This window comes from Jeotgalibacillus campisalis (genome assembly GCF_000829515.1).
Taxonomy (GTDB): Bacteria; Bacillota; Bacilli; order Bacillales; family Jeotgalibacillaceae; genus Jeotgalibacillus; species Jeotgalibacillus campisalis.
Genome location: NZ_JXRR01000014.1, coordinates 590,559 through 614,514, shown reverse-complemented (window position 1 = coordinate 614,514; position 23,956 = coordinate 590,559). Strand labels below are relative to the sequence as shown.

Sequence of the window (23,956 nt, the reverse complement as noted above, 5' to 3'; positions counted from 1 at the left end):
TGGTACGTGAAGTAATACCAGTTTAATAAATTAATTAGAGCCGTCAATCATTTCATTACGCATGAAATGAATGACGGCTTTTTTTCGAAATCGCGAGTAAATCAAGAGTCTGCTGTGAGAACATTGCAGCGTTTTAAGCATTGTAGAGGAGGGTAGACATGATAGTAATGATGTAAAATGAAAGGGATTGAATGGATATGAAAAATAAAAAAAATGTATTAGTGATCGGGGCAAACGGAACAACAGGAAAAATGGTTATTGATAAATTAGCGCGCAACAGTGCTTACTATGCAAAAGGTATGGTACGGAAGGAAGAGCAGAAAGAAACGATGGAAAAGCTCGGAGCGCTTCCTGTACTCGGCAATCTCGAGACGGACTTCAGCGACGCATTTGAAGAGGTGGATATCGTCATCTTTGCAGCAGGTGCGGGCGGAGGCAGCGGTGCCGATAAAACGAAGGCGATTGATAAAGAAGGTGCGATAAAAGCAATTGATTTAGCTAAAGAACATGGTGTTGAAAAATTCATCATGCTATCTGCGATCGGTGCTGGCAAGCCGTCTGAACTGGATCTTGATGAAGCGATGGAAGTGTATTACGATGCTAAACACACGGCAGATGCTCATCTGGAAAACAGCGGCCTCACCTATACGATTGTAAGACCCGGCTTGCTTACAGACGATGAAGCAACAGGGAAAATCCGAGCAAGTGAAAGACTGCAAGACCGTGATGGCGAAATTACACGTGCAGATGTAGCAGAAGTACTCGTTCAGGCAATCGAACTTGATAATCTGAACCATAAAGCGATTGAAATCCTTAATGAACGAACAGAAATTAAAACCTCATTAATTCGTTTGTAATAAGAAAAAATCCACGCGTCCGCCGCGTGGATTTTTTTATGCTTCAAGTGCCTCTTCTTCCTGCACACTGTCGTGCTGACGCATGATATGAAGAGTGTAAAGATCTTTTGACACCTCAAATAAATTATATAGATCCTCAGTTGCATTTAACTGATCGTAAATATGTTTTTTAGTTTCATTTGCAAGAACAACATAAGGGAGCTTTAGCGCTGCATTCTGGGACCGGAAATTTGCTTTTCTAATTCTCATATAGATTGTTTCGATTCCCAGTTCATAGAATAGTTCCTGAAAAAAAGCTTCCTTTGCAGGCTGATTGTAGCCTTTCCCGTGGTAGGGTTTGCCAAGCCATGTGCCAAGAAAACCCGCTCCATCTTTCACATCAAATAAGTTGATGGTTCCAATGGGAGAACCCCACTCATCCAAGATGGTTCTTGAAATCAGTTCTCCCCGTTCTTCGGCTTCGATTATTTGTTTGGTTAAGAAAAATAGTTCATCTGCTGATTGCGCTTTTTGACGCACAAAAGGGAAGACGTCTGGATGCACCATCAACTCGAAAAGCACGTGGCTTTCGTGGATGTCCCGTTTTTTGATCATGGTTTACCCCTCCATAAAAGGGCAGTATCCTAGCAGGATCTGCGATACTCACCCTCGAAATTTTTCATAACGTTCATAAAAAATTTCGGGGTGGGAATCGAACCCACTAGAACCAGTCAAAAACCTGGTGGCGCACCATTTGCCTTCCCTCCATCAAAGACCCTCAAAAACAGCCCCATGGCATCATTGTATTAAAACTAACAGTAGTTTGTTCTACATATTTGCATTTAAATCATACAAAAAATAATGTGTTTTGAAAATAGTTTTTTAGTACTTTTTTTGTGTGAAATTTGTAAATAGTTTATTCGCTTTGATAGACCATCATTCCTTTAATCATTGTAAAAGTCGGCTTTGCCATAAAATGAAATGGATGCTGGCTCCAGAGAACTAAATCCGCTTCTTTTCCAGACTCGATACTGCCTACAGTCTTATCAATTCCCAGGTTTCTCGCAGGTCCCATCGTAACGGCCTCGAGTGCTTTTTCTATGGATAGTCCTTCTCTTACTGCAATAGCAGCACATACATTTAAATATTGAATAGGTGTATACGGATGATCTGTTGTAATCGAAATATCAATTCCCTCGTCTGCAAGCTGATGATAGGTTTTCCATGATTTGTTTTTAAGTTCCACCTTTGATTTCCGGGTAAAGGTTGGTCCTATACAAACTTTGCTGTTGGAACGCTTCAGCTCTTCTATAATTAAATGACCTTCTGTGCAATGCTCGATGCGCAAATCTAATTGAAACTCTTCAGCAAAACGAATGGCTGAGACGATATCATCTGCACGGTGCGCATGAACGCGGACAGGAATTTCCCGGTTTAATGCTTTTTTGATGGGGGAAAGCCGTAAATCTTCAGGTGAACTGCAATGCTTCGCATGATAAAATGCTTCTCGCAGCATGCCCATGATCCCCATTCGTGTAATGGAATCGTTATTGCCGTTAGAATGCATTCGTTTTGGATTTTCCCCGAGCGCAAGCTTCAGACCGGATGCTTCATTTACAATCATAGATTGAATGGTTTTTCCATATGTTTTAATAACCGCACTAACACCGCCAATCACATTGGCGCTTCCGGGCAGAACATTCACAGTGGTAATACCATGGGCAATCGCATTGCGAAAGCCCTCATCCAGGGGGTAGATTCCATCAATTGCCCGGATATGCGGAGTTAGGGGCTCAATCGATTCATTAGCATCATTGCCCGCCCAGCCTGTTCCTTCATCATAAAGTCCAAGATGAGTGTGCACATCAATCATTCCGGGCATCAGATGCTGCCCGGAACAATCGTAAACGGTACAATTTTTGGGAGGAATGATGGTATCGTTAACTTCGATAATGATTCCATTCTCAATAAGTACATCTCCATATTCCATTATAGGAGCTGTAATTGGATAGATTAAGGCGTTTTTTAACAGAATTGTGTTCATCGTACCCTCTCACTTCATAACATATTTTTAAAAACAGGCTTTATTCATATAGCGTATGTAAAAAAAGCCCGGCCGCCTCAGCATTTGTTCCGCTTTGACCTTTCATATTTGAGGAAGAGAAAATAATCAAAAATAAAAAGCAGAAGGGGAAAGATGTGGTTAAAAAAAGCGCAGCAGTCCTACTTGGGAGCCTTTTTCTCAGCCTTGGTGTAAATGCTTTTCTTGTCCCATACCAGCTGCTTGATGGCGGGATGATTGGCCTCGCCTTAATTCTACATTATTTTTGGGATATACAGGCGGGATTATCCATGATTTTTTTAAGTGTGCCCTTATTTATTTATGCATGGTTTAAAAAACGGATGTATTTTTACAACAGTCTGCATGGATTACTGGTTTCTTCCCTTTTTATTGATTGGCTTTCTCCCATGCGGTACTGGTTTGATCTGTCTCTGCCGCTTAGTGCGATTCTTGGAGGCCTATTTATAGGAGTAGGGATTGGCACCATGCTGAGGCAAGAGACCAGTACAGGCGGAACAGACTTGCTTGCTCAGATGATTGCCTCAGTAGTAAAGATTAATGTCGGGGTGGTTATTTTTATAGTAGACGGTTTTGTCGTGCTGCTCGGGTACAGGATTGTGGGGTTTGAAAGCTTTCTGTATTCCTGTCTCGTCATTTGCCTGGTGGGATTGACAACGTCATGGATGGTTCGGGATACATAGAAAAGCTCAATCTATTTAGAATAGATTGAGCTGCAGTTCGGAGTTAAAAATCATATTCTTCCACGATTTTTTCGGTAATGAGCATGTAGCCTTTATGATTAGGGTGAAGCTTGTCACTAAAGTATTCGGTGGATTTTTCTTCAAATAATCCAATCGTTGAAATAAATTTTATTTTTTCTTTCTTATCAATAACTTGGACAGTCGTGCGGTTCCAGTCCTGGACAATTTCATTGAGCTCTTCCATATCTGGATAAGGATTATAGAGACCAAGCATTAAAATTGGTACGGTTTGATTTTCATCTCGAATAATGCTCAAAATTTCTTTTATATTGGATTCATAATCGTTTTTGCTGCGCTCAATGGCAGGCAGATCGAGATCGGTTAGATCACCGCCATTTCCTTCAATTAGATCATTCGTACCAATGAACATGATGACATATTCTGCTTTATTTATTCTTTCACGAATATTTTCGTCCTTGATCTGCTCAAGAAGACCGTCAGACTGCTGACCGGGAATACCGTAGTTATGAACGGTAACCGTCTGATGCTGATTTTTCGTCAATAAATTTTCAAGATTGTCTGAATATCCCTGTCCCTGATCGCCCACACCGCGCGTGAGAGAATCCCCCAAAGCGACCATTTCCTTATGCTCAATAGGCTGCTCCTCATTCTTTAGTCCTCCAGCGAGCACTGCTCCTGCGATGATGAGCATAAATAAAATAAAACCAACTACAATTGCTTTTTTCATACAAACCTCCGCATGGATAAAGCCCCGCAATAAAAGCGGGGCCTTATTTTTCACTTTTTTGATCGTTGTTCATTTACCCACCAGTCAATATGATTCATATCAAATGAATACATTCCTTTAACCGGGTTTTGATGAGGAATTATTTTTTTATGGATTAGAGTGCGAATCATCTCATCAGAAAGAGGGTAATTTTTTGATGCAAGATATTCAGTCAATTTCTCAATCCCATATAGTTTACTCATCTCATCACCTCCCACCCGGCTCTCCTTATTCAGCAAAGAAAGCTAAGCGCCAGGTACGAAATGAATGGTTCTCTCTTTTATACCCCGCTTTCCAACAAAGTAGTCGTGGGTTTTTTTAACAGAAGAAAAACAGTGTCAGTAAAATATGGCAAGATTGGCTGAAGAATTTAACGATAAAAAAAGATTATTTTTTAGATAGTGGTTTATTTTACGAACATTTGTTCTATAATACAGTATAAGCATCAAGTAAAAAAGTAAGTATAAGAGAGGGGGACTTTACATGAATCGTGACAGGGGAGATATTAAATGGCAATCTGCAATGATTCTGCCGGAGTTCGCTCAATTGTTAAGCGAAGCAAAGGAAGAATACAAACAGGTTCCAAAACCGATTTTGGACGAACAGCAAATCGAAGAAAATGAACAAAGCATTCTGGCAGCAATGGAATACAACTTTTTTTCAGAGTTTACATTTTTTCAACACAAAGCCGTTGCTCAAATGAGAGGGTATGTTCACTTTGTTGACTACCACAATAGACATTACCGAATTTATGATGAAAAGCACCAAGAACACATCATTTCTTTTGACAATCTTCTTAGTGTTATGAATCTGGATGAAATTATTCCTCTTTAAGAAAAGGTGAAGATAATGGATTATTCAATGTATCCCAAACGTGTCTATGCCTGTATTGACATGAAATCATTTTATGCCAGCTGTGCAGCGGTGGAAATGAAGCTCGACCCCTTAACATGCTATCTGGCTGTTGTTGGAAACACCGAAGCATCCGGCAGCGTAGTGCTCGCGGCTTCTCCTATGCTGAAGAAGGATTTTAATATTAAAACGGGCTCAAGACACTATGAAATCCCGCGCGGTGCGGGCATCCATATTGTGAACCCTAATATGCGCCACTTCATGCAAATGTCTGTTGAAATCACAAAACTATACTGGAGGTACGTGCCTCCGGAGTTTGTCCACACTTATTCAGTAGATGAATCTTTCCTGCGGCTTGATAAAGTAGAGAGTTTGTGGGGAAGTCCGGAAAAAATCGCTCAAATGATTCAGGACGATATGATGAAGGAATACGGGCTGTACTGTACGATCGGCATTGGTCCCAATCCACTTATGAGCAAGCTTGCACTCGACTTGGAAAGCAAAAAAGCAGCCAGCGGCATAGCGAGGTGGGAATACAGCGATGTGCAGTCAAAGCTGTGGCCGGTCAGACCGCTTTCCGAAATGTGGGGCATTGGCAGACGGGTTGAAAAACGCTTGAACCGTATGGGAATCTTTACAATCGGAGAACTGGCCAATCATCGTTTGGACACACTGGAAAAAGAATTCGGAATTTTAGGCAATCAACTATATTATCATGCCTGGGGAATCGATCACAGTGATTTATCAGGCGCAGCCGTGACACAAAAACAGGCTCAGGTCAGCTATGGAAAAAGCCAAATTTTAATGCGGGATTATAAAGATCCAAAAGAAGTGAAGCATGTCATTCTGGAAATGTGTGAGGATGTGGCAAAACGGGCGAGGGATGCCAAAAAAGCAGGGAGAACCATCTCGCTCGGCATCGGCTACAGCAAGGACGAGGGCGGCGGCGGCTTTTCAAGAGAAAAAAGCATAGAGGTCCCAACCAATATTACACAGGAAATTTACGAGGTGTGCCTGCTTTTATTCAACGAGTTTTACGAAAAGGACCGGACCGTCAGACAAATCAGCATTACGCTTTCTAAAATTGTTTCCGATGCAAACATGCAGCTGGACTTATTTAATGAGAAAAAAGCAAAGCAGATTCAACTGGGTTATGTCATGGACTCCATTCGAAACAAATACGGATCTAAATCGCTTCTGCGCGCCGTTTCCTACACACCTGCCGGAACGGCCGTTCATCGATCAACCTTGATTGGCGGGCATAAGGCATAGCAGGATCTAAATTCCAACCGAACAACAAAAAGAAAAGGCGGCATCTCGTTTGATTTTGAACGAGGTGCCGCCTTTTTTATATGAATTGCTGTTATTCCAGCTGTCTCACTTTCCTACTGCTGTATTACCTTGCTTTGCCCGCATGTGACTGCCGTTCAAGTAAATGCGGAAATAACAGACGCGTTTGCGGAAGAAGATCCGGCTGTTTAAAACGATCTTCCAGCAGCTTCATTGCTTCTTTTGCCATCTCTGACAAATCAACCTGCATCGTTGTTATCGCTGGATCAAGCATCGTACTGTATGCGGTATCCTCAAAGCCGACTACGGTCACTTGATCAGGTACGGCAATCGTGTGTTTAAGAAGATGATTTGTAAGAATCATCGCTGTACGATCGTTCGAACAAACGAAGGCATCAGGCAGATCACTCAGATCGACATCCTGTTCCCAGTTCAGTTTAACGTTATCAATAGAAGAGGGAAGGAGGTCAGCCTGATCCAAGCTGCTTAAAAAGCCGAAGAAGCGATCTTTCATACTGCGGGTTTCATTCGAATCGGTCACAAAGATCAGTTTACGGTGGTTCTGTTCGATCAGCCAGGAAGTTAGCTGGTATGACGCACGGTAATTTTCGGTTTGTATAGAATCAATAGACAGGGAGGGGAGGGAGAAATCAATTAATATGGTGGCTGGGATCTTTTTTTGTATCATTTGAACATAGGAAACAGGCAGTTCACCAATGATGAAGCAGCCATCTGAATTTTGCAAATTAAAAGGAAGCGTTCCTGAATTGATCATTTCGGAATTGACAAGATGAAGTTTATTTTGATACTGATCAGTTAAATTGAGTTTATGGGTGAGTTCCCTGTACAAATTCGGATAGAAAAAACCTTCTTTCCCAAAATGCTGCTCATGGATGATGATAGTTATTATTTTTTCTTCAAGCTCTTCTGGTACAGGAATACTCATGGAGAGGGGGTAGCCTAATTTTTGAGCAAGTTGAAGGGCATTCTGACGCAGTGTTTCACTTACACCGCTTTTTCCGTTAAGCGCTTTAGATATCGCTACTTTTGAAACACCGAGTTCATTCGCAAGAGTTTGAAGGGTTACTTTTTCATTTTTCACTTGTTTCACCACGCAATCTGAATAATAGTTAATTTAACAATAGCATTTTCTAGTTAAAAAAGTAAAGTTAATTAATTTATATAAAATAAGAAAAAAATAAACGGTTAACAAGTTTACAAGACAATTAAAGAATTTAGTTAATATTTTAACGTTAGTTAATCTTGTAAACATGATTTTAATTATTAACTTATTTTAACCAATATGGATTAATATTTTAAACTAGCATTATTCAGATATTCTTTTCGTTAACCTCATACGAAACAAAAGAAAAGTAAGTATCATGGATATGAATTCGAACGAAAGATAATGGTTTAACCGGAGATTTTCTACTGTCTCAATAAAAAAAGCATGTAAAGCGACGAAGCAAGCATATAGATGACTAAGCCCTTCAAATCACCAAATATTATGAGGAAGAGAGTGGATCGAAAATGACGACAGAGGTACTGATGTTTGCTTCTCTCCTGTCACCGGTCATCCTGGGATTAATTGAAGTAGTAAAACGTTTAGTAAGGATACCGAAAAAGTACATACCGCTTCTTTCATTAGCAGTAGGCGTACTGATCGGATTTTTAGCCGCACCATTGGCAGACCTGGACCTTCCATTGAGGCTATGGGCTGGAGGCATAGCCGGGCTCAGCGCAACTGGTTTATTTGAAATGGGAAGTAAAAGTCCCGGCATGACCAGAGGAAGGATAGCTAAAAAGTAAACAGATGCTCTGGTGAAAGAAGGCAAAAGAGACGGATTCACACTTCGTGAATCCGTCTCTTTTTTAGTTAACTGCTTTTCGCTGCAATCAGCCTGGAGATCGTTAATGAAAGGAAGGGGGACCGGCTTATCGATAGACTATTCGTATATATAACGAAATTAATACATGGGGGAACACAAGAAGAGGACAAAAATGAATCATTTTTAAGTAGGTTTTACTTAACAAAAAAATTAAGTAAACCACTTAACGAAATTTTTTAAGAATATATAATTCAAAGAGCAAATACAATATTTAAGTTTAACGCTATGTCATTCTTTAAAGTATTTTATCATTTTAAATATTATAATGGAGAGGAGGATAAACCTTTGAAAATGAGCCAATTTGAATCCTTATAATAGAAAAGCCTCTGACGGGATTCGAACCCGCACTCCTTTCGTAAGCATAGACTAGGGGAACACGCTTCCCTACGGAATTTCACCCGTCTCAGCTCAATTGCTTTTCGGTGCTTCTGAATCCCTTATCTTGCGACCCGCGGCTACAATGTTTTATGGCGCTCTTCCCTTCTTGAGCTACAGAGGCGAGATGTACTTTATTATACAGATTAGATATGTAAGTTGAGAACCTGCTTATTATTATATTCTTTAATAATTGCCGTTAGGAGGCATCGCGTGAGTAACGAGAAAAATATGATTTGTACTGCACTTGAAGCATATGGGGAAAATCCAAAAGCGCTTACGAGGGTTGAAAAACTGGTTGAGAATTTTCATGGAGATCACCATTTTCAAATTCAGTTAGAAAATAACTATTATTCTGCGAGATTCGTAGGCTCCCACCGCTATGATCATGACGTATTTGGAGAATTGACGGATGATATTCTGACAGAACAGATGAGGTTTTGTGATTTCTTAAATGAAAACGAGATCCCATTTATGCGCCGGAAACCACCAGCTGATGGAAATCCGTACATTCATTTGAGCTGGAAAGATTCTGCTTACCGGTTTCTCCTCTTCGAATGGATGGAAGGGAGACATATCACTCAGTGTACCGAAGAAGTCGCTTATAAAATGGGAAAGATGGTACGCGGATATCATGCAAAGACTTATACATACAGTGCATCTTTACCTAAGGTTTCCCACCTTACTGGATATGGTAAATTTATAGAGATGATTAGAACTGCAATGGCGGGCTCCATCATTAATGGCCAGCAAAGATCCATTCTTCACACTTATTTACAAACAGCTGAACACCATATAGAGCGGTCAGCTGCCTCGAATTTTGATTTCATTATGCAGTCCGATCTAAATCCACTCAATATTCTGTGGGATGAAAGAGATGCCATAACCGGTATCATTGATTTTGAACACATTAGCTATACAGATCGAATAGAAGGGCTGGCGTGGCTTATTAAGTGGTACTCAAGACCAGATGGAATAGGAAGTAATGTGGGATCTCCGAAACTTGCTCAATGCTTATTAAAAGGGTACGGCCCTGAGGAGTTTCTGAATAAAGAAAATTTAGTGCGGCTGCAGTCCCTGGTTTGGTTATCAGGATGTATGAATTGGGGGTTTACGGCAAAGACATTGGACCTGGTAAAGGAATACGATGGAAGAGGTCAAATGGAATTGAACGGGCATTTAGTTAAGTATCAAGAACGGGGAGAAAAACTTAAGTCTCTCGTTGTACAGTCAATTCTTTAAAATTGCGTCTTATAGGCCTAAGCTGCGCTATGCTGTTCTGGTAAAGGAATCAGGGGCAAGTTTAATAAATCGCGGGTACATTAATTTACTATAGACCTATAATTACGTATGCGGCAACGTAAAGGGATTGAACTGGCTAAGAAAGCAGGAAAGTTTAAAGGCCGGTTAAAGAAATACCTTAAAAATAATCATGCAGGAACGAGTTATGCAGTAAACCTTTATAACGTGGAAAATATGACTTTAAATCAAATTTTTAAAATTACAAATGTGTCTAAGGCGTTATTATATAGAAAGCTATCGGAAAGGACCGTTGATGAGTTATACCCAAAATCGGAAATATATAATAGTAAATGAATTTCATATAGAGGTGGAATTATATGCCTAAAATTGACAATATGTTAGCGATTTTATGGATGCTTCGTTCAGGTGAAAAAATTACCGCAAAGCAAATTTCAGAAAAGTTAGAAATGAATATAAGGACTGTGTATCGTTACATTGATACCATTTCAACAAGTGGCGTACCTATCATTTCAGAACCAGGACATAACGGTGGTTACACTTTATTGAACAATTTTATTGAGGCTCCACTTTTTTTCGATACTGAGGAGCAAACTTCACTATTTCACGCAGCTGTTTTTGCAGAAGAAGCGGGATATTATGGAGGTGAAGCACTAAATAGGGCCATTTCAAAACTGAGTAAATACTCAAATCCAGAGCAGGAAACAAAGATAAACCAACATTTAACTAGTCTTGAAGTAATAAGTCGATTACGTTCTCTCTCTATGGAATCTTTTTTGAAAGAGTTAGAGCAGGCAGTAGCTGAAGAATACTCAGTGAAAATTCTTTACCATAAAAGGGGTGAAAAGCAGTTAAATTATCGATTGGTCGATCCATACAGAATGATCTATTGGAATAATAAATGGTATGTGATTGGATTTTGTCATCTAAGGAATGATATCCGTAGTTTTAGAGTAGATCGAATTGAAAGTCTAATGCTAACTGAAAATAAGTTTAACCAGCCAGAAAATTTTTCAGCACGTGACTTTTTTATAAAAAATCTTCTTCCAACCACAGAAGATAAGGAAGGAATAATTTCTTTAGTTATTAGTGGGGATAAAAATGTATTGGCTGATATTTGCGAACATTGGTTTTTAGGACATTATTTACAAGAACGGACTTCAAATCAAGCAGTTTTTCTTCTAGAAAAGAATGTAATACATACATATGTACCTTATTTACTTTTACCTTACAATAAATCAATTGAAGTTATTGAGCCAATAAGTCTTAAGAAAAGAATTATTGAAGTTCTGTCGGATTTAATAAAATTTCATCAAGTATGATAACTTCCCTGACGTTAACTGTCAGGGAAGTTATCTTATAATAGCTCTATCAACTGTGATTGGAGTGTTATTGGATGCAAACAAAAAAAGTTTTTTTATATGTATTTAATACAATGTCGGACTGGGAATATGGATATTTAATTGCTGAACTAAACTCAGGAAGATATTTTAAAAAAGATTTAGCACCTTTAAAAGTAATGACAGTAGGAGCTAATAAAGAAATGATTACGACTATGGGAGGACTGAGCATAAAACCAGATATTTTTGTTGATGAATGCACTCTCGAGAGTAAAGATCTTTTAATTTTACCAGGAGGGACTAAGTGGAGTGAAGAAATTCACCAACCTATCTTGGAAAGAGTCGGCCAAGCTTTAAAGCTTGGCACTATTGTTGCTGCAATTTGTGGTGCAACTGAGGCCCTTGCAAATAGGGGATATTTAGATACTAGAAAGCATACAAGCAATAACTTAGAATATACTAAAATGGTATGTCCTAACTATAAAGGAGAAAGGTTCTATGAAGTGGGACCTGCGGTATCTGATGCGAATTTAGTTACTGCATCAGGAATAGCTCCTCTGGAATTTGCAATGGAGGTACTGAAAAAGCTAGATGTATTTACACCTGATGCATTACATTCATGGTATAACCTAAATAAGACTCATAAACCTGAATACTTCTTTCAGTTAATGAATTCAATAAATAAGTGAAGTAATTGAAAAGCTCTATTTCTCTATTTTGATTTGTAGAGAAGTTGGGCTTTTTAATTTGGAATTTCTTTATCGTTGTAAATCCGCATATTCCTGACGCCCCTCAAAGAGAGGATGCAAATAAGTGGTCAAACCTATTTCAAACAGCATTATTGGTTCCTTTAGTTTCAGGGCGGGCTAATATTTAAAAATCGCGCGAGAACTACGGTGGAGTGTAAACGAGCATTTTAAAAGAGAGGAAGTTTGATGGGATTGGTGTTTATTCAATATATTGAACAAAAGTATTATTTAACAAAATATCCATTTAATGTTTGTTTTCTATGCTATATTATTGTTACATATATAAACGAAATTGACGAGCAGTGGTTGAAAGGAGTTGAGTATCACATCTTAATTAACGCAGCTTTTTAACGGAAAATACGACATTAAAGGGGGTAGAGTGAATTGGGTGCTGTTGACATTATCACTATTTTAATTCCAATATATTATATAGTTATTGCAATTCTCATTCTTGGAGCAGCCTACTTTTTTGTCAAGATTGCAAAAAGATATTTAGCTAATGGGAAGCTGCAAGAGGAACGAATAAAAATTGAAACGAATGAAATTACTGAAATAAAGAGACGTTTAGACAATATAGAAAGCTTAATTAAGAATGCAGAGTGAGACTACTTGATGACCATTAAATGTTACCGATGAATGCCGGACCATGAAATTAGGTTCGGCTTTTTATTATCGTTTGATATCTATGAAAGCCTGGGTAACTGTTTATTTCAAGCAGGTGCATACAACAATTAAACTTTAGTTAGGGCTGTTTGGAGTAAAAGATCTTATTTAAAAAATACCGTTTTGCTATGAAAACGGTAAAAGAATACTGTACATACATAATGCAAAGCCCTGACGGTTCGACAGGGCTTAAAATATTGAACGATTTAATTACTCAACGTCTCTATTAAGCTGCTTCTACATATTTTTACTTTGCTGAAGAAGCTTGGATACACCTGTGCGTTCCCAATCTTCTACAGTTCGATAAGCTTCCTCAGGCGAGTACCCTTTTCCAACAAGAACACCCATTAGGATAAATTCCTGAAGAATATGCGTGGCATTTATTCCTCTTTTTACATCCTCCAGCCCCTCATTCACTAAAAATTGAGTGTACTGAACCCATTCATCCGGAGTTTTTCCTGATATAACGGTATTCTGTCCATGACTTTCCTCAGCAGCCTCAGCGTCCGATTTTGTAGCATGAACCGTACCAAAGGGATGGTTGGGAGGAGCATAGATTGAATAAAGCTTTAACGGTGTGCTGCCTGTATTTGTGAGATTATGCCAGGTTCCGGCAGGGATGAAAATTGCAAAATCGTCAGAAACATGTTGACTAAATGTTAAGTTGTTTTTTTCCTTGCCCATTTGCACCATTCCCTGCCCCTGTTCAAGACGCAGAAATTGATCAACATGCGGATGAATTTCTAATCCGATATCTTCCCCCGGGTTGAGACTCATTAACGTCACTTGTAAGTGCTGTCCGGTCCATAATGCAGTACGGAACGTATTGTTCTGCTTTGTTGCCTCGTTAATATTTATCACAAATGGATTTGGCCCATAATCTTTTAATGCATTACGCCAATCATCGTTTGAAGACGAATAAGTATGATAGCTGTTTGTATAGTCCATTCCATAATGATAATTCCCGTAGCCTGTACGGACATCGTAGGTATACACTGGCGTATCAGTGTATGAATAATATGAATTCGGAACATTAGACATTGTTTTCAATCCCTTCACAGTTAATAAAATTATCCTATGCACTGTATGTGGGATATGTACCCAATACGGTAATTAAGCTACAGCTCTTAATAATATTGAAAATTGCATGTAGAAAATCATAGATAAAATAAATTGCTTCACTTTAAGAACAAGAAGATTAATGGTTATGTGCAGGGTACATTGAATTTTATTATTTTCATCTTACTTTTACTAATTTCAATCATTTAAAGGAAAATAGGAAGAATTGTAGAAAATGCTAATAAAGGTAGTTGAATTCATGGATGGAAAGGTAGAAGATTTGAACGTTCTAAACAAAATAAAAAAAGAGACGGTCTTTAGAAAGCTCTCCAAACCGGCGATGATAAATATTTAACTACAAGGGGTGCAAGTACTAACCAGATATTCAGAATCAAGGAACTTATCTTCAAATAAGTATTGGCAGTTCATTCATAAAATGAGAACTGGTTTTGTGGATCTGAAAGGGATCACAGCCGGAGAAAGATGGGTGTACCAAAATCCATAAGAGGAGAACCAAATGAAATTAAAAATTTTACTATTAATGGCAGGGGCATTTTTTATCTATATTTCAATAAATAACAATCTAGTAAAAGAAACGATTTATCAGTATGAAATGGACAAACGTTATGAAATTACAGAGTTGAATCTAATGAAAAAAGGTATTTCTACAAAGTATAATTTTGAAAATATAGAAATCGATCTGTATCATGAACTAATAGATCAACCTCCAGTCATAGAGAGTATGAACGAAGTTGTTAGACTTGCTAATGTATTTATCACAATAAATAATCGCGTGGAAACGATTTTGGAAAGATCTGCAGTAAAAACATTTGATATTAATGATAAGGAAGAAAATCTAAATCAATATGACCCTTTTATAAGCTACTGGCTTATATATGATAAAGAAAAAAAAGACCGTTCGTTTGCGGTTGTTTTAAATACCACAAAAAACAACTATTATATGTTAGTGCCAAAAGAAGAGCAATCATTTCAAATGGTCACGATAAATGAAAATGGGAATGTAAAAAAAGATGATTACAGTTGGAAAACGAGATCTAAATTACAAGGAATGCTGGTTCCTTTCTCAAGTTACTCAGGAACTACTGGCTACTATACAGATTCCCTGAATTCTTACCCATCTGGTTTTGACATCATCTCCACTTTAACCTTACCAATTCTATCATTTCTGATCGGGTTGGTGTTTGTTATATGCTGCATAGCTTTGGTGGTAGATGATTATAAGGCAAATGGAGGAATGAAATATGGAAAATAATAAGAAAATGTTTTTATTTGTTAACTTTGTCCAAATTGCTGTGATATTCTTTGTAATATTTAATTTTTTCTCAGGTTTTATGTATTTGAGTCCGTTATTTACTTCGATTTCAACCGTAATCACACTAATAGTTTGGATAAATATGTATGCCAAGAATTCTAGGTTAAATACTTTCTTTAGTACTAAAAGCTATAAAGTGAGTATCTATATAGCTTATTTAATAATTGCTTTTCTTTTATTTTACGAGGCTAATATTTTTTTAGTTTATTTTGCTTTAATAGTATTAATTGGTATTGAGTGGGTTTTCAGAAGCAAGAAAAAAAATAGAAACGTTTCAGATTCGTAAAATTGTGTAGATTAGTGGGTACCCTAATCGACGGTTGAGAGTGCCCACTTTTATTATTGCAGGTTTATTGAGAAGAGACGGAGCTCACAACAATTATTAGGGGTATATAATCAAAAGTATGGATCCCTTAGATTTCAATTTTCAGTTAAATCTATTTTCACAGCTCATATATCTTCATTAAACCTCCTGTAAAATCTTTTACAAGTAATTCCTATGACAATTGTTTTTTATAACTTAGCTAATTCCTAGAATTATTTAGTAGATGAGACTTGCGATTGTTCACTATTTACCGAATGAGAGCGATAATAGCTAAATACCTGTTGAAAAATTGTTAATGAAAAAACAATTGAAAGTATTGATAGTTGAAAATTTTTGTTGACGGATTGTTGACGAAACACACAATTGTTGACTAGAACAGGTAATACTCAACAGGTAAGCCAGAGACAAAAACCTTTACAAGACAACGTTTCATAAGACATAATGAGAGTACAATTGAATCAGTGTTCCTTCGGGGCAGGGTGTAATTCCCTACCGGCGGTGATGGACCTATGTTGTGTCCTTAGTCCGTGACCCGGCGATGCCGGTGGATTTGGTGAAACTCCAAAGCCGACAGTGAGAGTCTGGATGAGAGAAGGAAATATACGCGGACCGTTTTTTAGTGCGGTGCCCGTTTATTTAGCGATGTTTTAAAAGCCCCCTTTGAAATTGAAGGGGGGCTTTTTTGGCTTAATTCTTCCGATGAGGATGATTTGATGGATGAAAAATGGATGAAATTAGCGATTGAAATGGCAAAAAGTACGATGGGTCAGACGTCTCCTAATCCCGCTGTAGGAGCGGTCGTGGTAAAAGAGGGCCGTGCAGTTGGTATGGGCGCTCATTTAAAACCCGGAGAAGGCCATGCAGAGGTGCATGCATTGAAGCAGGCAGGCGATCAAGCAGCGGGCGGTACGATTTATGTGACGCTTGAGCCGTGCTCACATTGGGGTAAAACCGCGCCTTGTGCTGATTTAATTATTGAAAAGAAATTAGCAAGGGTAGTCGTGGCATCCGTTGACCCCAACCCTCTTGTTGCCGGCAAAGGTCTTAAAAAGCTGGAAGAGGCCGGACTGGATGTGACAATAGGTGTCCTAAAAAAAGAAGCAATTGAATTAAATGAATTCTTTTTTCACCATACTGCGACTCAAAAGCCGTTTGTAACGCTGAAAGCAGCGATGACTCTTGATGGCAAGATTGCGACAAGCTCTGGCAGCAGTAAGTGGATTACGTCTGAGGAAGCGCGCGAGGATGTTCACAGGGATCGTCATCTTCATGATGCGATTTTAGTAGGAGCAAATACAGTCAAAGAGGATAATCCTTCATTAACGGCGAGGCTCCGCGGTGACGCAATTTCCCCGATAAGAATTGTGCTGGATACTTCTTTATCTATCCCATCAACGTCTGCTGTGTTAACAGATGGAATTTCTCCAACCTGGGTCATATGCGGAAGTGGCGCTTCTGAGGAAAAAGAACGACTATTCGCAAAGGCTCCTCATGTCAGAGTGATCAGAATGCTCGCAGAATTGATTGAATTGCCGGAACTTTTATCCGTACTTGGCAAAGAAAAAATCCTTTCACTTTATGTGGAGGGAGGCGCAAAAATTCATGGCGCTTTTCTGGATCAAAAAGCTGTGGATCGGATGGTCATGTATATTGCGCCAAAAATTATCGGCTCAAGCGAAGCATTTTCTGTTTTTAACGGGCAAGGAGTCCAGACAATGAGTGAAGCTGTTGAGCTTTCCATTACAGAAGTAAAAACAATCGGTCGTGACATTAAAGTTACCGCTGCATTACGTTAAGAAAGGGTGAGAGACAGTGTTCACAGGAATTGTGGAAGAAGTTGGGGCAGTGGTCTCCATCAACAGGGGCCGAGAGTCCATGGTGCTTTCCATTGAAGGACCCAAAGTGGTCAGCGATGTTCACCTTGGCGACAGCATCTCAGTAAACGGCGTTTGTTTAACGGTTACCGGCTTTTCAAAAAATACGTTTACCGTTGATGTCATGCCGGAAACCGTGAAGGCGTCGACGATCCATCAGTTAAAGATCGGTTCTAAAGTGAATTTAGAACGTGCCATGAGTGCTAACGGCAGATTCGGCGGGCATTTTGTTTCCGGTCATATTGACGGCACAGGGACCATCCGTTCCACACAGCAAAAAGAAAACGCAATTTATATTTATATTGAGATGGATCCCGCTTTGATGCCTTATTTTATGTTAAAAGGTTCGGTGTCTGTCGATGGTACATCCTTGACGATTTTTGATGTGGAGGAGTCGGCGATTATGATTTCTCTTATTCCTCAAACCGTGGAAGAATCGGTTCTCGGTAAAAAAAGAGTGGGAGATCTTGTGAATATTGAATGTGATATGATTGCGAAATATATTCACCGGTTTGTTCAGCCTGCAGCGTCCCCAGGGAAAAAAGGGGTAGACGAGGCGTTTTTGCAAAAATACGGATTTATGAATTAGGGAGGCTGTCTGCATGTTTGATCGTATTGAAGATGCAATTGAAGAGTTAAAAGCGGGTAAAGTCGTCATCGTAGTGGATGATGAAGACCGTGAAAATGAAGGGGATTTCATTGCACTGTCTGAAAATGTGACCTCTGAAACGATTAATTTTATGATTACAGAAGGCCGCGGTCTCGTATGTGTTCCCATTACAGAAGAGCGTGCGAAAGAACTTCAGCTCAAACCCATGACAGATACGAATACCGATTCTCATGGCACGGCTTTTACCGTAAGTGTGGACCATATTCAAACGACTACCGGAATCAGTGCACCTGAACGTGCTTTAACTGTACGGGAGCTGATAAATGCTGAAGCGAAAGCAGCCGATTTTAACCGGCCGGGACATATTTTTCCGTTAGTAGCAAAGCCGGGTGGTGTACTAAAACGTGCCGGCCACACAGAAGCTGCTGTTGACCTTGCTGTTTTATCAGGTGCAAAGCCTTCTGGTGTAATTTGTGAAATTATAAAAGAGGACGGTACAATGGCGCGTGTGCCTCAGCTAAAAGAAATAGCTGATAAATTCAACTTGAAGCTCATCACGATTCAGGATCTGATTGCCTACCGCAGAAAGAAAGAAAAGCTGATTCAGCGAGAAGTGGAAGTCCAGATGCCTACGGAATACGGGGAATTTAAAGCCGTCGCTTATACAGAAACACTAACCGGACAGGAGCATGTCGCTCTTGTAAAAGGCGATATTTCATCAGTGGATCCTGTACTCGTTCGTGTTCATTCTGAGTGCTTGACGGGTGATGTATTTGGTTCTAATCGCTGCGACTGCGGGCCGCAGCTGCATGCCGCACTTTCTCAAATTGAAAAGGAAGGCAACGGCATCCTTCTTTACATGAGACAGGAAGGACGCGGGATCGGTCTGATCAATAAGCTTAAAGCCTACAAGCTTCAGGAAGAAGGACTCGACACGGTTGAAGCAAATCAGAAACTTGGCTTTGCGGCAGATTTGCGGGATTACGGGATCGGCGCACAAATCCTAAAGGATCTTGGTGTAACCAATATGAGAATTTTAACCAACAATCCGAGAAAAATCGCGGGTGTTAAAGGCTATGGCTTAAAAGTGATGGAACGAGTGGCCATTCAAATGCCAACAAAAGAGCAGAATGCTAAATATATGGAAACAAAAAAATCAAAGCTTGGACACATGCTTAAATTTTAGGAGGAATTAAAATGAAAAATATATATGAAGGACATTTAATCGGAACAGATCTTAAGGTTGCAATCGTAGTGGGACGTTTCAATGAGTTTATTACAAGCAAATTACTCGGAGGAGCAGAAGATGCGCTTCGCCGCCACGGTGTAAAAGAAGAAGACGTTTCAGTTGCTTGGGTTCCGGGTGTTTTTGAAATTCCGGTTGCTGCTCAAAAATTAGCGAAGTCAGGAAAATATGATGCTGTCATCACGCTTGGCACAGTCATTCGTGGCGCAACCCCTCATTTTGAATACGTCAGCGGGGAAGTAGCAAAAGGGGTGGCGAATATTGCCCTTAATGAAGGAATGCCGGTTATTTTTGGCGTACTTACAACGGATACAATCGAACAGGCAATTGAGCGTGCAGGAACAAAAGCAGGAAATAAAGGCTGGGAAGCGGCAACAGCAGCGATTGAAATGGCAAGCCTCTTCAAGAGCATGGACGTTTAATTCTTTTAGGTGATCATTTGGTCAATCATTTAGTTTTATACTAAAAAGAGGTCAATTCCCATACCTGAAAAAAGGTAAAAATGAGCATTATCTATTAACAGTATGAGGTGAGCGGAGCGGAAGGTGGCGACTCCTGCAGGATATGACGGCAAGCAGAGACTTTGCAGGGCAAGGCCCTGAAAAGGCTCTGCGCCGTCCCTGCGGAAAGCGTCCGCCTGAAGCGCAGCGAACCGGTCAAAGAGGCTGAGACAATTTTTTGTTCAGGCTCTTTATTTTGTATCAGCTTAAAAAAATAATGACAATTTCATTTAATGACAGTATAATAACAGTTTGTGGCTGGCCTTGTAATGAGGTTGAGCGGGTAGGGAGAGGGCGCTTGCAAAGGCAGGCAATTATATGAAAGTGATAGGAGATTTTTTTGGTTTAACCACTCATCAGACTTCTTTTAAACAGGAAGTGATGGCTGGGGTAGTAGGATTTTTTACGATCGTGTACATTATCGCGGTCAATGCATTAATTTTATCTCAATCGGGGATGCCGTTTGAGGGAGCTGTCATTGCAACGATTATGACGTGTGCTTTAGGGTGTTTTTTAATGGCCTTTATCGGAAATGCTCCGATTATTCTTGTTCCAGGTATGGGAATCAATGCAATGTTCACGTACACGCTTGTTCAGGCGATGGGCTTTACATGGCAGGAAGCACTCGGCATTGTGGCAATGTCAGGAGTTCTATTTATTATTGTGGCTTTTACAAGGCTGTCGGGTATTTTAAATGCCGCGATTCCTCAATCGTTAAAAGATGCCATAACGGTAGGATTAGGCTTTTTTCTTCTGCTGATTGGCCTCGAAAAAGGCGGTCTTGTGGTTCAGGGCGAAAATTCATTAATTGCAATCGGGGACTTTGCTGAGCCTGCAGCGCTTGCGACTATTCTGACGCTGCTTGTGGCATTCATTCTTTTTGTAAAAAATGTTCCAGGTCATTTTTTATGGACCATTTTATTTGGAACAGCGCTCTCATTTTTGCTTGGCATCCAGCCATCGAATGCAAGTGAGTCCGTTCTATCATGGGATTCCCTGATTTGGTTTGAATTATCGTTTGAAAGATGGCTTGAAATTCCTTTTTGGGTCGGTATTTTTTCACTGACTATGGTACTGGTTTTTGAAAACATTGGCTTGATACACGGCCACGCCAGCTTTATTAAAAGACCTGAGACCTATAGCCCTGCTTTGAAGGCAAATGCTTTATCTGCTTTTAGTTCAGGTTTTTTAGGCACTAGCCCGACCGTTTCCACTGTAGAGTCCACCGCTGCCATGGCAGCTGGAGGCAGAACCGGCCTGACATCATTAACGATCGGTTTGTTATTTCTTGCCTCAACCTTGTTCATTCCGTACATGGGGTATATACCGGATCATGCTGTTGCACCGATCTTAATGATCATTGGCATTTTAATGATTCAGCATATGCGTCATATGAATATGGAGGACTTTACTGAGTCTATTCCTGCAATTATGCTGATTGTCATGATTCCATTTACGTTTAGTATTGCTGACGGAATCGCGATTGGCTTCATTTTATATCCATTCATGAAATTTATTATGGGGAGAGCGAAGGAAGTATCCATTCCCCTTTACATTATTGCTTCTTTATTTTTGCTCTACTTTGTTTTGCATTACCTTCCGTTGTAAAAAATAGTGCACTATGAAGTTATTAAATTAAAACCGCCTGCACATCCATTTCTATGGATATGCAGGCGGTTTTTGTGCATCTGACGAAGGGAAAGGCAGTTTTCGCACTATTGCAGTTTTTTTAAGCCAATTCATATAAAAACCTTTTTTGGGGCTTAATATACCGCTTTAATTCTGATCCTAATTTTCCGCGAAGATTTTTTGGGCTGACCGCTTTTGCAATATCTCCCGGCTTTGGGTAAATACCAATTGCATTTAATTCTACGCGGATTACACCTTCAAAATAATCTATCTTTTCATGATCCAAAATCCTCGTTTGCACGTATATTAAGTAACGGTCATTCTCTAGTTTCTCTACCTTATGAATATCAAATGAAAATTTAAATTCTTCAAACATGTTGTCACCTCAATCTGTCAACGGCTTTTATCCTATCATTATATCAATCTTGCGAAAAAAATGAGAATATGGCAACCTTAAATCAAACGATGAAAGCGAGAGGAAATAAGATGAACATTTCAGTTATTAAAAGTCATGGATCAAAAAACGATTTTATCATTATAGATGAACAAAAGGGCTTGATAGTAAATGATGAGCAGCGGGCTCAGCTAGCGCTTTATTTATGTGATCGACAAAAAGCTATTGGAGCAGACGGCATTCTTTACATAACCGAAAGCGGGTCAGCACAAGCAAAAATGCGTGTGTTTAACTCCGATGGCTCGGAGGCCTCCATGTGCGGCAATGGCTTGCGCTGCGCCGCACGCTATATAGCAGAACGGGACGGGGTGCAAAAATTTTCTGTTGAGACAATGAAGGCAGTACTGGCTGTTGAAAAGGTTGAATCTCTTTATGAGGATATCCCTACCTATGCCGTTGAGATCTCTCCTATTTTGTTTGATCTTGCGTCACTTCCGCTGCAGCTAAATCAGGAAACGCTATTTAATCAAATCGTACCCGAGTGGCACGACACGCTGCGTTTCTCCGCTTTAGCCGTTCCGAATCCTCATTTGATCACGCAGGTCACTGAGAAGGAATTAATCAGCGGACTGCAGCAAGAGTTAGCCCAATCATTAAATGCTCCTAATCAGTGGTTTACAGATGGGGTCAATGTAAGCTTTGTTGTACCGCTTGATCAAAATCAAATTTTTGTCCGCACCTTCGAAAGAGGCGTTGGGTTTACAAGCGCATGCGGAACAGCGATGTCTTCTTCAAGCTTGATCCAGGCTATGCTTACTAACGGAGAAACGGGCATTCCGATTGATGTGTATAATGACGGAGGCCGCGTTAAATGTGTGATTCATAAAAAAGAGGATCAATTCCATCATATTGATTTAATAGGAAATGCCACTTTTACAGATGAATATACGCTGGAGTTCAATGACAACGAATTAATTCCTTCTGTTAAACACGTTAAAAGCACAGGCGAAGAAATCATTTATCAAAGAATGGCAGAAGCTTCAAAAGAATTTATATGGGGGCATATACCTGGTCTTAGAAAGTAAAATGATTAAAGAGTGACAAAAAAGAGGGAGGGGTAACATGTTTTCACCAACAGATTTTAATTCTTTTACTCTTTTCTCTTTCAGTCATCTTGCCATGCTGCTTTTATTTGGATTGGTTTTTTTCGTATCTGTTTGGCTGTTTAGTAAAAATCTTTCACAGAAAAATCACAGGATGATTGTTCTATCTTTAACAGCGATCTTGCTGTTATCGGAACTGACCTACCAAGTTTGGTCGCTTTCTGTTGGGATCTGGGATGCGAGATATTTTATCCCGATTCAGTTATGTTCCTTCAGTACATTCTTTGGCATGTATTTGTTATACAGGAGAAGTACATACATCTTTTATTTTTTCTTTTATGTCGCCTTTTTCCCGCCCGTATTCGCCTTATTGACGCCGGATTTAACTTATGGGTTTCCACATTATTTTTATTGGAAATTTTTCCTTCAGCATATTGCGATTCCCATAACCGCGGTTTACCTTCTATATAGAGACCATACGGTACTGCCCATACGCTCTATATTTATTGCATTTGCCGCTTTAAATGCGGTCGCGATTCCGATTGGCATTGTGAACAGCGTGCTCGGCGCTAATTATTTCTTCCTTGCTGGACCACCGGTTTCAGATACGGCGCTTTCCATGTTCGGTGAAGGGTGGCTGTATATTCTGCAGCTTGAAGTTGTGGCTTTGGTGTTTTTCTTTTTGACTTATTTAATTGGAAAAGCGCTTTTGAAAAAGAAAAAAACGTCGATTGAAAAATAAAAGGTTGATAGTTGACATTTAATTTGGTTCGTACTAATATAATAAACAATTAAAATAGTTTAACGCGATGAAGAAGAGAAGTACCATAATCCTCTTTTTTTAAGAGAGCTGGTGGATGGTGAAAACCAGTAAAAGAATTTATGGGAATGGACTTTGGAGCATCTTGCTGAAACCAGTTGGAAGTAGGCACAGACGGTTCACAACCGATAACAGTGGCAGGAGAGCGAAACAAATGCTTCCTGCAATGAGTGGGTTTCTTTCGAAATCAACAAAGGTGGTATCACGGGTCTTCCCGTCCTTTTTATAGGACAGGTGGGCCCGTTTTTTATATTTAAAT

26 protein-coding genes, 1 pseudogene, 1 riboswitch and 1 other annotated feature are annotated in these 23,956 nt (G+C 39.6%); of the genes and pseudogenes, 20 read left to right on the top strand and 7 right to left on the bottom strand.

All coding sequences use genetic code 11. From position 1 onward, the window contains the following. The first annotated feature begins 197 nt into the window (after positions 1–197). Positions 198–857, top strand: a complete 660-nt coding sequence (locus KR50_RS10120) for an SDR family oxidoreductase (protein ID WP_041058251.1) — start codon at positions 198–200, stop codon at positions 855–857. Positions 858–893: 36 nt separating this feature from the next. Here the strand turns inward: KR50_RS10120 and KR50_RS10115 are convergent, their stop codons facing one another. Together KR50_RS10115 and KR50_RS10110 are read right to left on the bottom strand one after the other, a co-directional pair. Then, positions 894–1,451, bottom strand: a complete 558-nt coding sequence (locus tag KR50_RS10115) for a GNAT family N-acetyltransferase (protein ID WP_041057883.1) — start codon at positions 1,449–1,451, stop codon at positions 894–896. Between the two features lie 301 nt (positions 1,452–1,752). Continuing rightward, the gene (locus KR50_RS10110; RefSeq protein WP_041057881.1) at positions 1,753–2,880 is read right to left on the bottom strand and encodes an amidohydrolase; all 1,128 of its coding nucleotides are present in this window, start codon (positions 2,878–2,880) and stop codon (positions 1,753–1,755) included. Positions 2,881–3,035: 155 nt separating this feature from the next. Between KR50_RS10110 and KR50_RS10105 the strand changes: the two genes are divergently transcribed. Then, positions 3,036–3,599 (top strand): YitT family protein, encoded by a 564-nt coding sequence (locus KR50_RS10105; RefSeq protein ID WP_041057880.1) that lies wholly within the window; start codon positions 3,036–3,038, stop codon positions 3,597–3,599. Between the two features lie 43 nt (positions 3,600–3,642). Here KR50_RS10105 and KR50_RS10100 read toward each other — a convergent pair whose 3' ends face one another. Beyond that, positions 3,643–4,347, bottom strand: a complete 705-nt coding sequence (locus KR50_RS10100; protein WP_052476953.1) for a DUF459 domain-containing protein — start codon at positions 4,345–4,347, stop codon at positions 3,643–3,645. A gap of 50 nt (positions 4,348–4,397) precedes the next feature. Beyond that, positions 4,398–4,589: a hypothetical protein gene (locus tag KR50_RS10095; RefSeq protein WP_041057879.1), complete on the bottom strand. Its 192-nt coding sequence runs from the start codon at positions 4,587–4,589 to the stop codon at positions 4,398–4,400. A gap of 280 nt (positions 4,590–4,869) precedes the next feature. On the opposite strand from KR50_RS10095, the gene KR50_RS10090 reads away from it, so the two are divergent. Both KR50_RS10090 and KR50_RS10085 read left to right on the top strand, forming a co-directional pair. Further along, positions 4,870–5,220 carry a YolD-like family protein gene (locus KR50_RS10090; RefSeq protein ID WP_041057877.1) on the top strand — a complete coding sequence of 117 codons (351 nt, stop codon included), beginning with the start codon at positions 4,870–4,872 and terminating at the stop codon, positions 5,218–5,220. 12 nt (positions 5,221–5,232) lie between these two features. Next, the gene (locus KR50_RS10085) at positions 5,233–6,510 is read left to right on the top strand and encodes a Y-family DNA polymerase (RefSeq protein WP_041058245.1); all 1,278 of its coding nucleotides are present in this window, start codon (positions 5,233–5,235) and stop codon (positions 6,508–6,510) included. Positions 6,511–6,634: 124 nt separating this feature from the next. On the opposite strand, the gene KR50_RS10080 is transcribed toward KR50_RS10085, so the two are convergent. Then, complete coding sequence (locus KR50_RS10080) at positions 6,635–7,630, bottom strand: LacI family DNA-binding transcriptional regulator (RefSeq protein ID WP_041057876.1); 996 nt, start codon at positions 7,628–7,630, stop codon at positions 6,635–6,637. Between the two features lie 428 nt (positions 7,631–8,058). Here KR50_RS10080 and KR50_RS10075 point away from each other — a divergent pair, with 428 nt between their 5' ends. The 7 genes and pseudogenes from KR50_RS10075 (at position 8,059) to KR50_RS10050 (ending at position 12,744) form a co-directional block, all read left to right on the top strand. Then, complete coding sequence (locus KR50_RS10075; protein WP_041057875.1) at positions 8,059–8,337, top strand: holin; 279 nt, start codon at positions 8,059–8,061, stop codon at positions 8,335–8,337. 668 nt (positions 8,338–9,005) lie between these two features. Further along, the gene (locus KR50_RS10070) at positions 9,006–10,034 is read left to right on the top strand and encodes a phosphotransferase enzyme family protein (RefSeq protein ID WP_052476951.1); all 1,029 of its coding nucleotides are present in this window, start codon (positions 9,006–9,008) and stop codon (positions 10,032–10,034) included. Between the two features lie 102 nt (positions 10,035–10,136). Beyond that, positions 10,137–10,388, top strand: a pseudogene (locus KR50_RS10065) (helix-turn-helix domain-containing protein); the annotation flags it as partial. A gap of 23 nt (positions 10,389–10,411) precedes the next feature. Continuing rightward, complete coding sequence (locus KR50_RS10060) at positions 10,412–11,374, top strand: helix-turn-helix transcriptional regulator (protein ID WP_041057873.1); 963 nt, start codon at positions 10,412–10,414, stop codon at positions 11,372–11,374. 74 nt (positions 11,375–11,448) lie between these two features. Next, the gene (locus KR50_RS10055; protein WP_041057871.1) at positions 11,449–12,081 is read left to right on the top strand and encodes a type 1 glutamine amidotransferase family protein; all 633 of its coding nucleotides are present in this window, start codon (positions 11,449–11,451) and stop codon (positions 12,079–12,081) included. Between the two features lie 246 nt (positions 12,082–12,327). Further along, positions 12,328–12,492 carry a hypothetical protein gene (locus KR50_RS18505; protein WP_156969500.1) on the top strand — a complete coding sequence of 55 codons (165 nt, stop codon included), beginning with the start codon at positions 12,328–12,330 and terminating at the stop codon, positions 12,490–12,492. 33 nt (positions 12,493–12,525) lie between these two features. Further along, a complete protein-coding gene (locus KR50_RS10050) occupies positions 12,526–12,744 on the top strand; it encodes a hypothetical protein (protein ID WP_041057870.1) in 219 nt (72 codons plus the stop codon). A 297-nt stretch (positions 12,745–13,041) separates the two neighbouring features. On the opposite strand, the gene KR50_RS10045 is transcribed toward KR50_RS10050, so the two are convergent. Continuing rightward, positions 13,042–13,752 (bottom strand): cupin domain-containing protein, encoded by a 711-nt coding sequence (locus KR50_RS10045; RefSeq protein ID WP_156969510.1) that lies wholly within the window; start codon positions 13,750–13,752, stop codon positions 13,042–13,044. A gap of 628 nt (positions 13,753–14,380) precedes the next feature. Between KR50_RS10045 and KR50_RS10040 the strand changes: the two genes are divergently transcribed. The 7 genes from KR50_RS10040 to KR50_RS10010 all read left to right on the top strand — a co-directional run bounded on the left by KR50_RS10040 (position 14,381) and on the right by KR50_RS10010 (position 21,359). After that, positions 14,381–15,136, top strand: a complete 756-nt coding sequence (locus KR50_RS10040; protein WP_041057867.1) for a hypothetical protein — start codon at positions 14,381–14,383, stop codon at positions 15,134–15,136. After that, a complete protein-coding gene (locus KR50_RS10035) occupies positions 15,126–15,482 on the top strand; it encodes a hypothetical protein (protein ID WP_041057866.1) in 357 nt (118 codons plus the stop codon). Before KR50_RS10040 ends, KR50_RS10035 begins: the two co-directional genes overlap by 11 nt. A gap of 500 nt (positions 15,483–15,982) precedes the next feature. Then, positions 15,983–16,122, top strand: a riboswitch (FMN riboswitch). A gap of 109 nt (positions 16,123–16,231) precedes the next feature. Continuing rightward, the gene (ribD, locus tag KR50_RS10030; protein WP_198134241.1) at positions 16,232–17,317 is read left to right on the top strand and encodes a bifunctional diaminohydroxyphosphoribosylaminopyrimidine deaminase/5-amino-6-(5-phosphoribosylamino)uracil reductase RibD; all 1,086 of its coding nucleotides are present in this window, start codon (positions 16,232–16,234) and stop codon (positions 17,315–17,317) included. A gap of 16 nt (positions 17,318–17,333) precedes the next feature. Continuing rightward, positions 17,334–17,984 carry a riboflavin synthase gene (gene ribE, locus KR50_RS10025; protein WP_041057863.1) on the top strand — a complete coding sequence of 217 codons (651 nt, stop codon included), beginning with the start codon at positions 17,334–17,336 and terminating at the stop codon, positions 17,982–17,984. Between the two features lie 13 nt (positions 17,985–17,997). After that, complete coding sequence (locus KR50_RS10020) at positions 17,998–19,191, top strand: bifunctional 3,4-dihydroxy-2-butanone-4-phosphate synthase/GTP cyclohydrolase II (protein ID WP_041057862.1); 1,194 nt, start codon at positions 17,998–18,000, stop codon at positions 19,189–19,191. 11 nt (positions 19,192–19,202) lie between these two features. Further along, a complete protein-coding gene (gene ribH / locus KR50_RS10015) occupies positions 19,203–19,673 on the top strand; it encodes a 6,7-dimethyl-8-ribityllumazine synthase (protein WP_041057861.1) in 471 nt (156 codons plus the stop codon). A 396-nt stretch (positions 19,674–20,069) separates the two neighbouring features. Further along, entirely contained in the window at positions 20,070–21,359 is a 1,290-nt protein-coding gene (locus KR50_RS10010; RefSeq protein WP_041057860.1) for an NCS2 family permease, read from the top strand. Between the two features lie 121 nt (positions 21,360–21,480). On the opposite strand, the gene KR50_RS10005 is transcribed toward KR50_RS10010, so the two are convergent. Next, positions 21,481–21,756, bottom strand: a complete 276-nt coding sequence (locus KR50_RS10005) for a hypothetical protein (RefSeq protein WP_041057859.1) — start codon at positions 21,754–21,756, stop codon at positions 21,481–21,483. Positions 21,757–21,866: 110 nt separating this feature from the next. Here KR50_RS10005 and dapF point away from each other — a divergent pair, with 110 nt between their 5' ends. Together dapF and KR50_RS09995 are read left to right on the top strand one after the other, a co-directional pair. After that, a complete protein-coding gene (gene dapF, locus KR50_RS10000; protein ID WP_041057858.1) occupies positions 21,867–22,859 on the top strand; it encodes a diaminopimelate epimerase in 993 nt (330 codons plus the stop codon). Between the two features lie 37 nt (positions 22,860–22,896). Beyond that, positions 22,897–23,619, top strand: coding sequence for a YwaF family protein (locus KR50_RS09995; protein WP_041057857.1), 723 nt, complete (start codon positions 22,897–22,899; stop codon positions 23,617–23,619). A gap of 58 nt (positions 23,620–23,677) precedes the next feature. Then, positions 23,678–23,922, top strand: a binding site (T-box leader). The last annotated feature ends 34 nt before the right edge of the window (positions 23,923–23,956 follow it).

Excerpts from the sequence above, each read along its gene's own strand:
- KR50_RS10075 (WP_041057875.1), top strand. The coding sequence starts at position 8,059 with ATGACGACAGAGGTACTGATGTTTGCTTCTCTCCTGTCACCGGTCATC.
- KR50_RS10120 (WP_041058251.1), top strand. The coding sequence starts at position 198 with ATGAAAAATAAAAAAAATGTATTAGTGATCGGGGCAAACGGAACAACA.
- KR50_RS10010 (WP_041057860.1), top strand. The coding sequence starts at position 20,070 with ATGAAAGTGATAGGAGATTTTTTTGGTTTAACCACTCATCAGACTTCT.
- KR50_RS10055 (WP_041057871.1), top strand. The coding sequence starts at position 11,449 with ATGCAAACAAAAAAAGTTTTTTTATATGTATTTAATACAATGTCGGAC.
- KR50_RS10045 (WP_156969510.1), bottom strand. The coding sequence starts at position 13,752 with ATGGACTATACAAACAGCTATCATACTTATTCGTCTTCAAACGATGAT.
- KR50_RS10095 (WP_041057879.1), bottom strand. The coding sequence starts at position 4,589 with ATGAGTAAACTATATGGGATTGAGAAATTGACTGAATATCTTGCATCA.
- ribH (WP_041057861.1), top strand. The coding sequence starts at position 19,203 with ATGAAAAATATATATGAAGGACATTTAATCGGAACAGATCTTAAGGTT.
- KR50_RS10100 (WP_052476953.1), bottom strand. The coding sequence starts at position 4,347 with ATGAAAAAAGCAATTGTAGTTGGTTTTATTTTATTTATGCTCATCATC.
- KR50_RS10040 (WP_041057867.1), top strand. The coding sequence starts at position 14,381 with ATGAAATTAAAAATTTTACTATTAATGGCAGGGGCATTTTTTATCTAT.
- KR50_RS10115 (WP_041057883.1), bottom strand. The coding sequence starts at position 1,451 with ATGATCAAAAAACGGGACATCCACGAAAGCCACGTGCTTTTCGAGTTG.
- dapF (WP_041057858.1), top strand. The coding sequence starts at position 21,867 with ATGAACATTTCAGTTATTAAAAGTCATGGATCAAAAAACGATTTTATC.
- KR50_RS18505 (WP_156969500.1), top strand. The coding sequence starts at position 12,328 with ATGGGATTGGTGTTTATTCAATATATTGAACAAAAGTATTATTTAACA.
- KR50_RS09995 (WP_041057857.1), top strand. The coding sequence starts at position 22,897 with ATGTTTTCACCAACAGATTTTAATTCTTTTACTCTTTTCTCTTTCAGT.
- KR50_RS10005 (WP_041057859.1), bottom strand. The coding sequence starts at position 21,756 with ATGTTTGAAGAATTTAAATTTTCATTTGATATTCATAAGGTAGAGAAA.
- KR50_RS10090 (WP_041057877.1), top strand. The coding sequence starts at position 4,870 with ATGAATCGTGACAGGGGAGATATTAAATGGCAATCTGCAATGATTCTG.
- KR50_RS10020 (WP_041057862.1), top strand. The coding sequence starts at position 17,998 with ATGTTTGATCGTATTGAAGATGCAATTGAAGAGTTAAAAGCGGGTAAA.
- KR50_RS10110 (WP_041057881.1), bottom strand. The coding sequence starts at position 2,880 with ATGAACACAATTCTGTTAAAAAACGCCTTAATCTATCCAATTACAGCT.
- KR50_RS10035 (WP_041057866.1), top strand. The coding sequence starts at position 15,126 with ATGGAAAATAATAAGAAAATGTTTTTATTTGTTAACTTTGTCCAAATT.
- KR50_RS10060 (WP_041057873.1), top strand. The coding sequence starts at position 10,412 with ATGCCTAAAATTGACAATATGTTAGCGATTTTATGGATGCTTCGTTCA.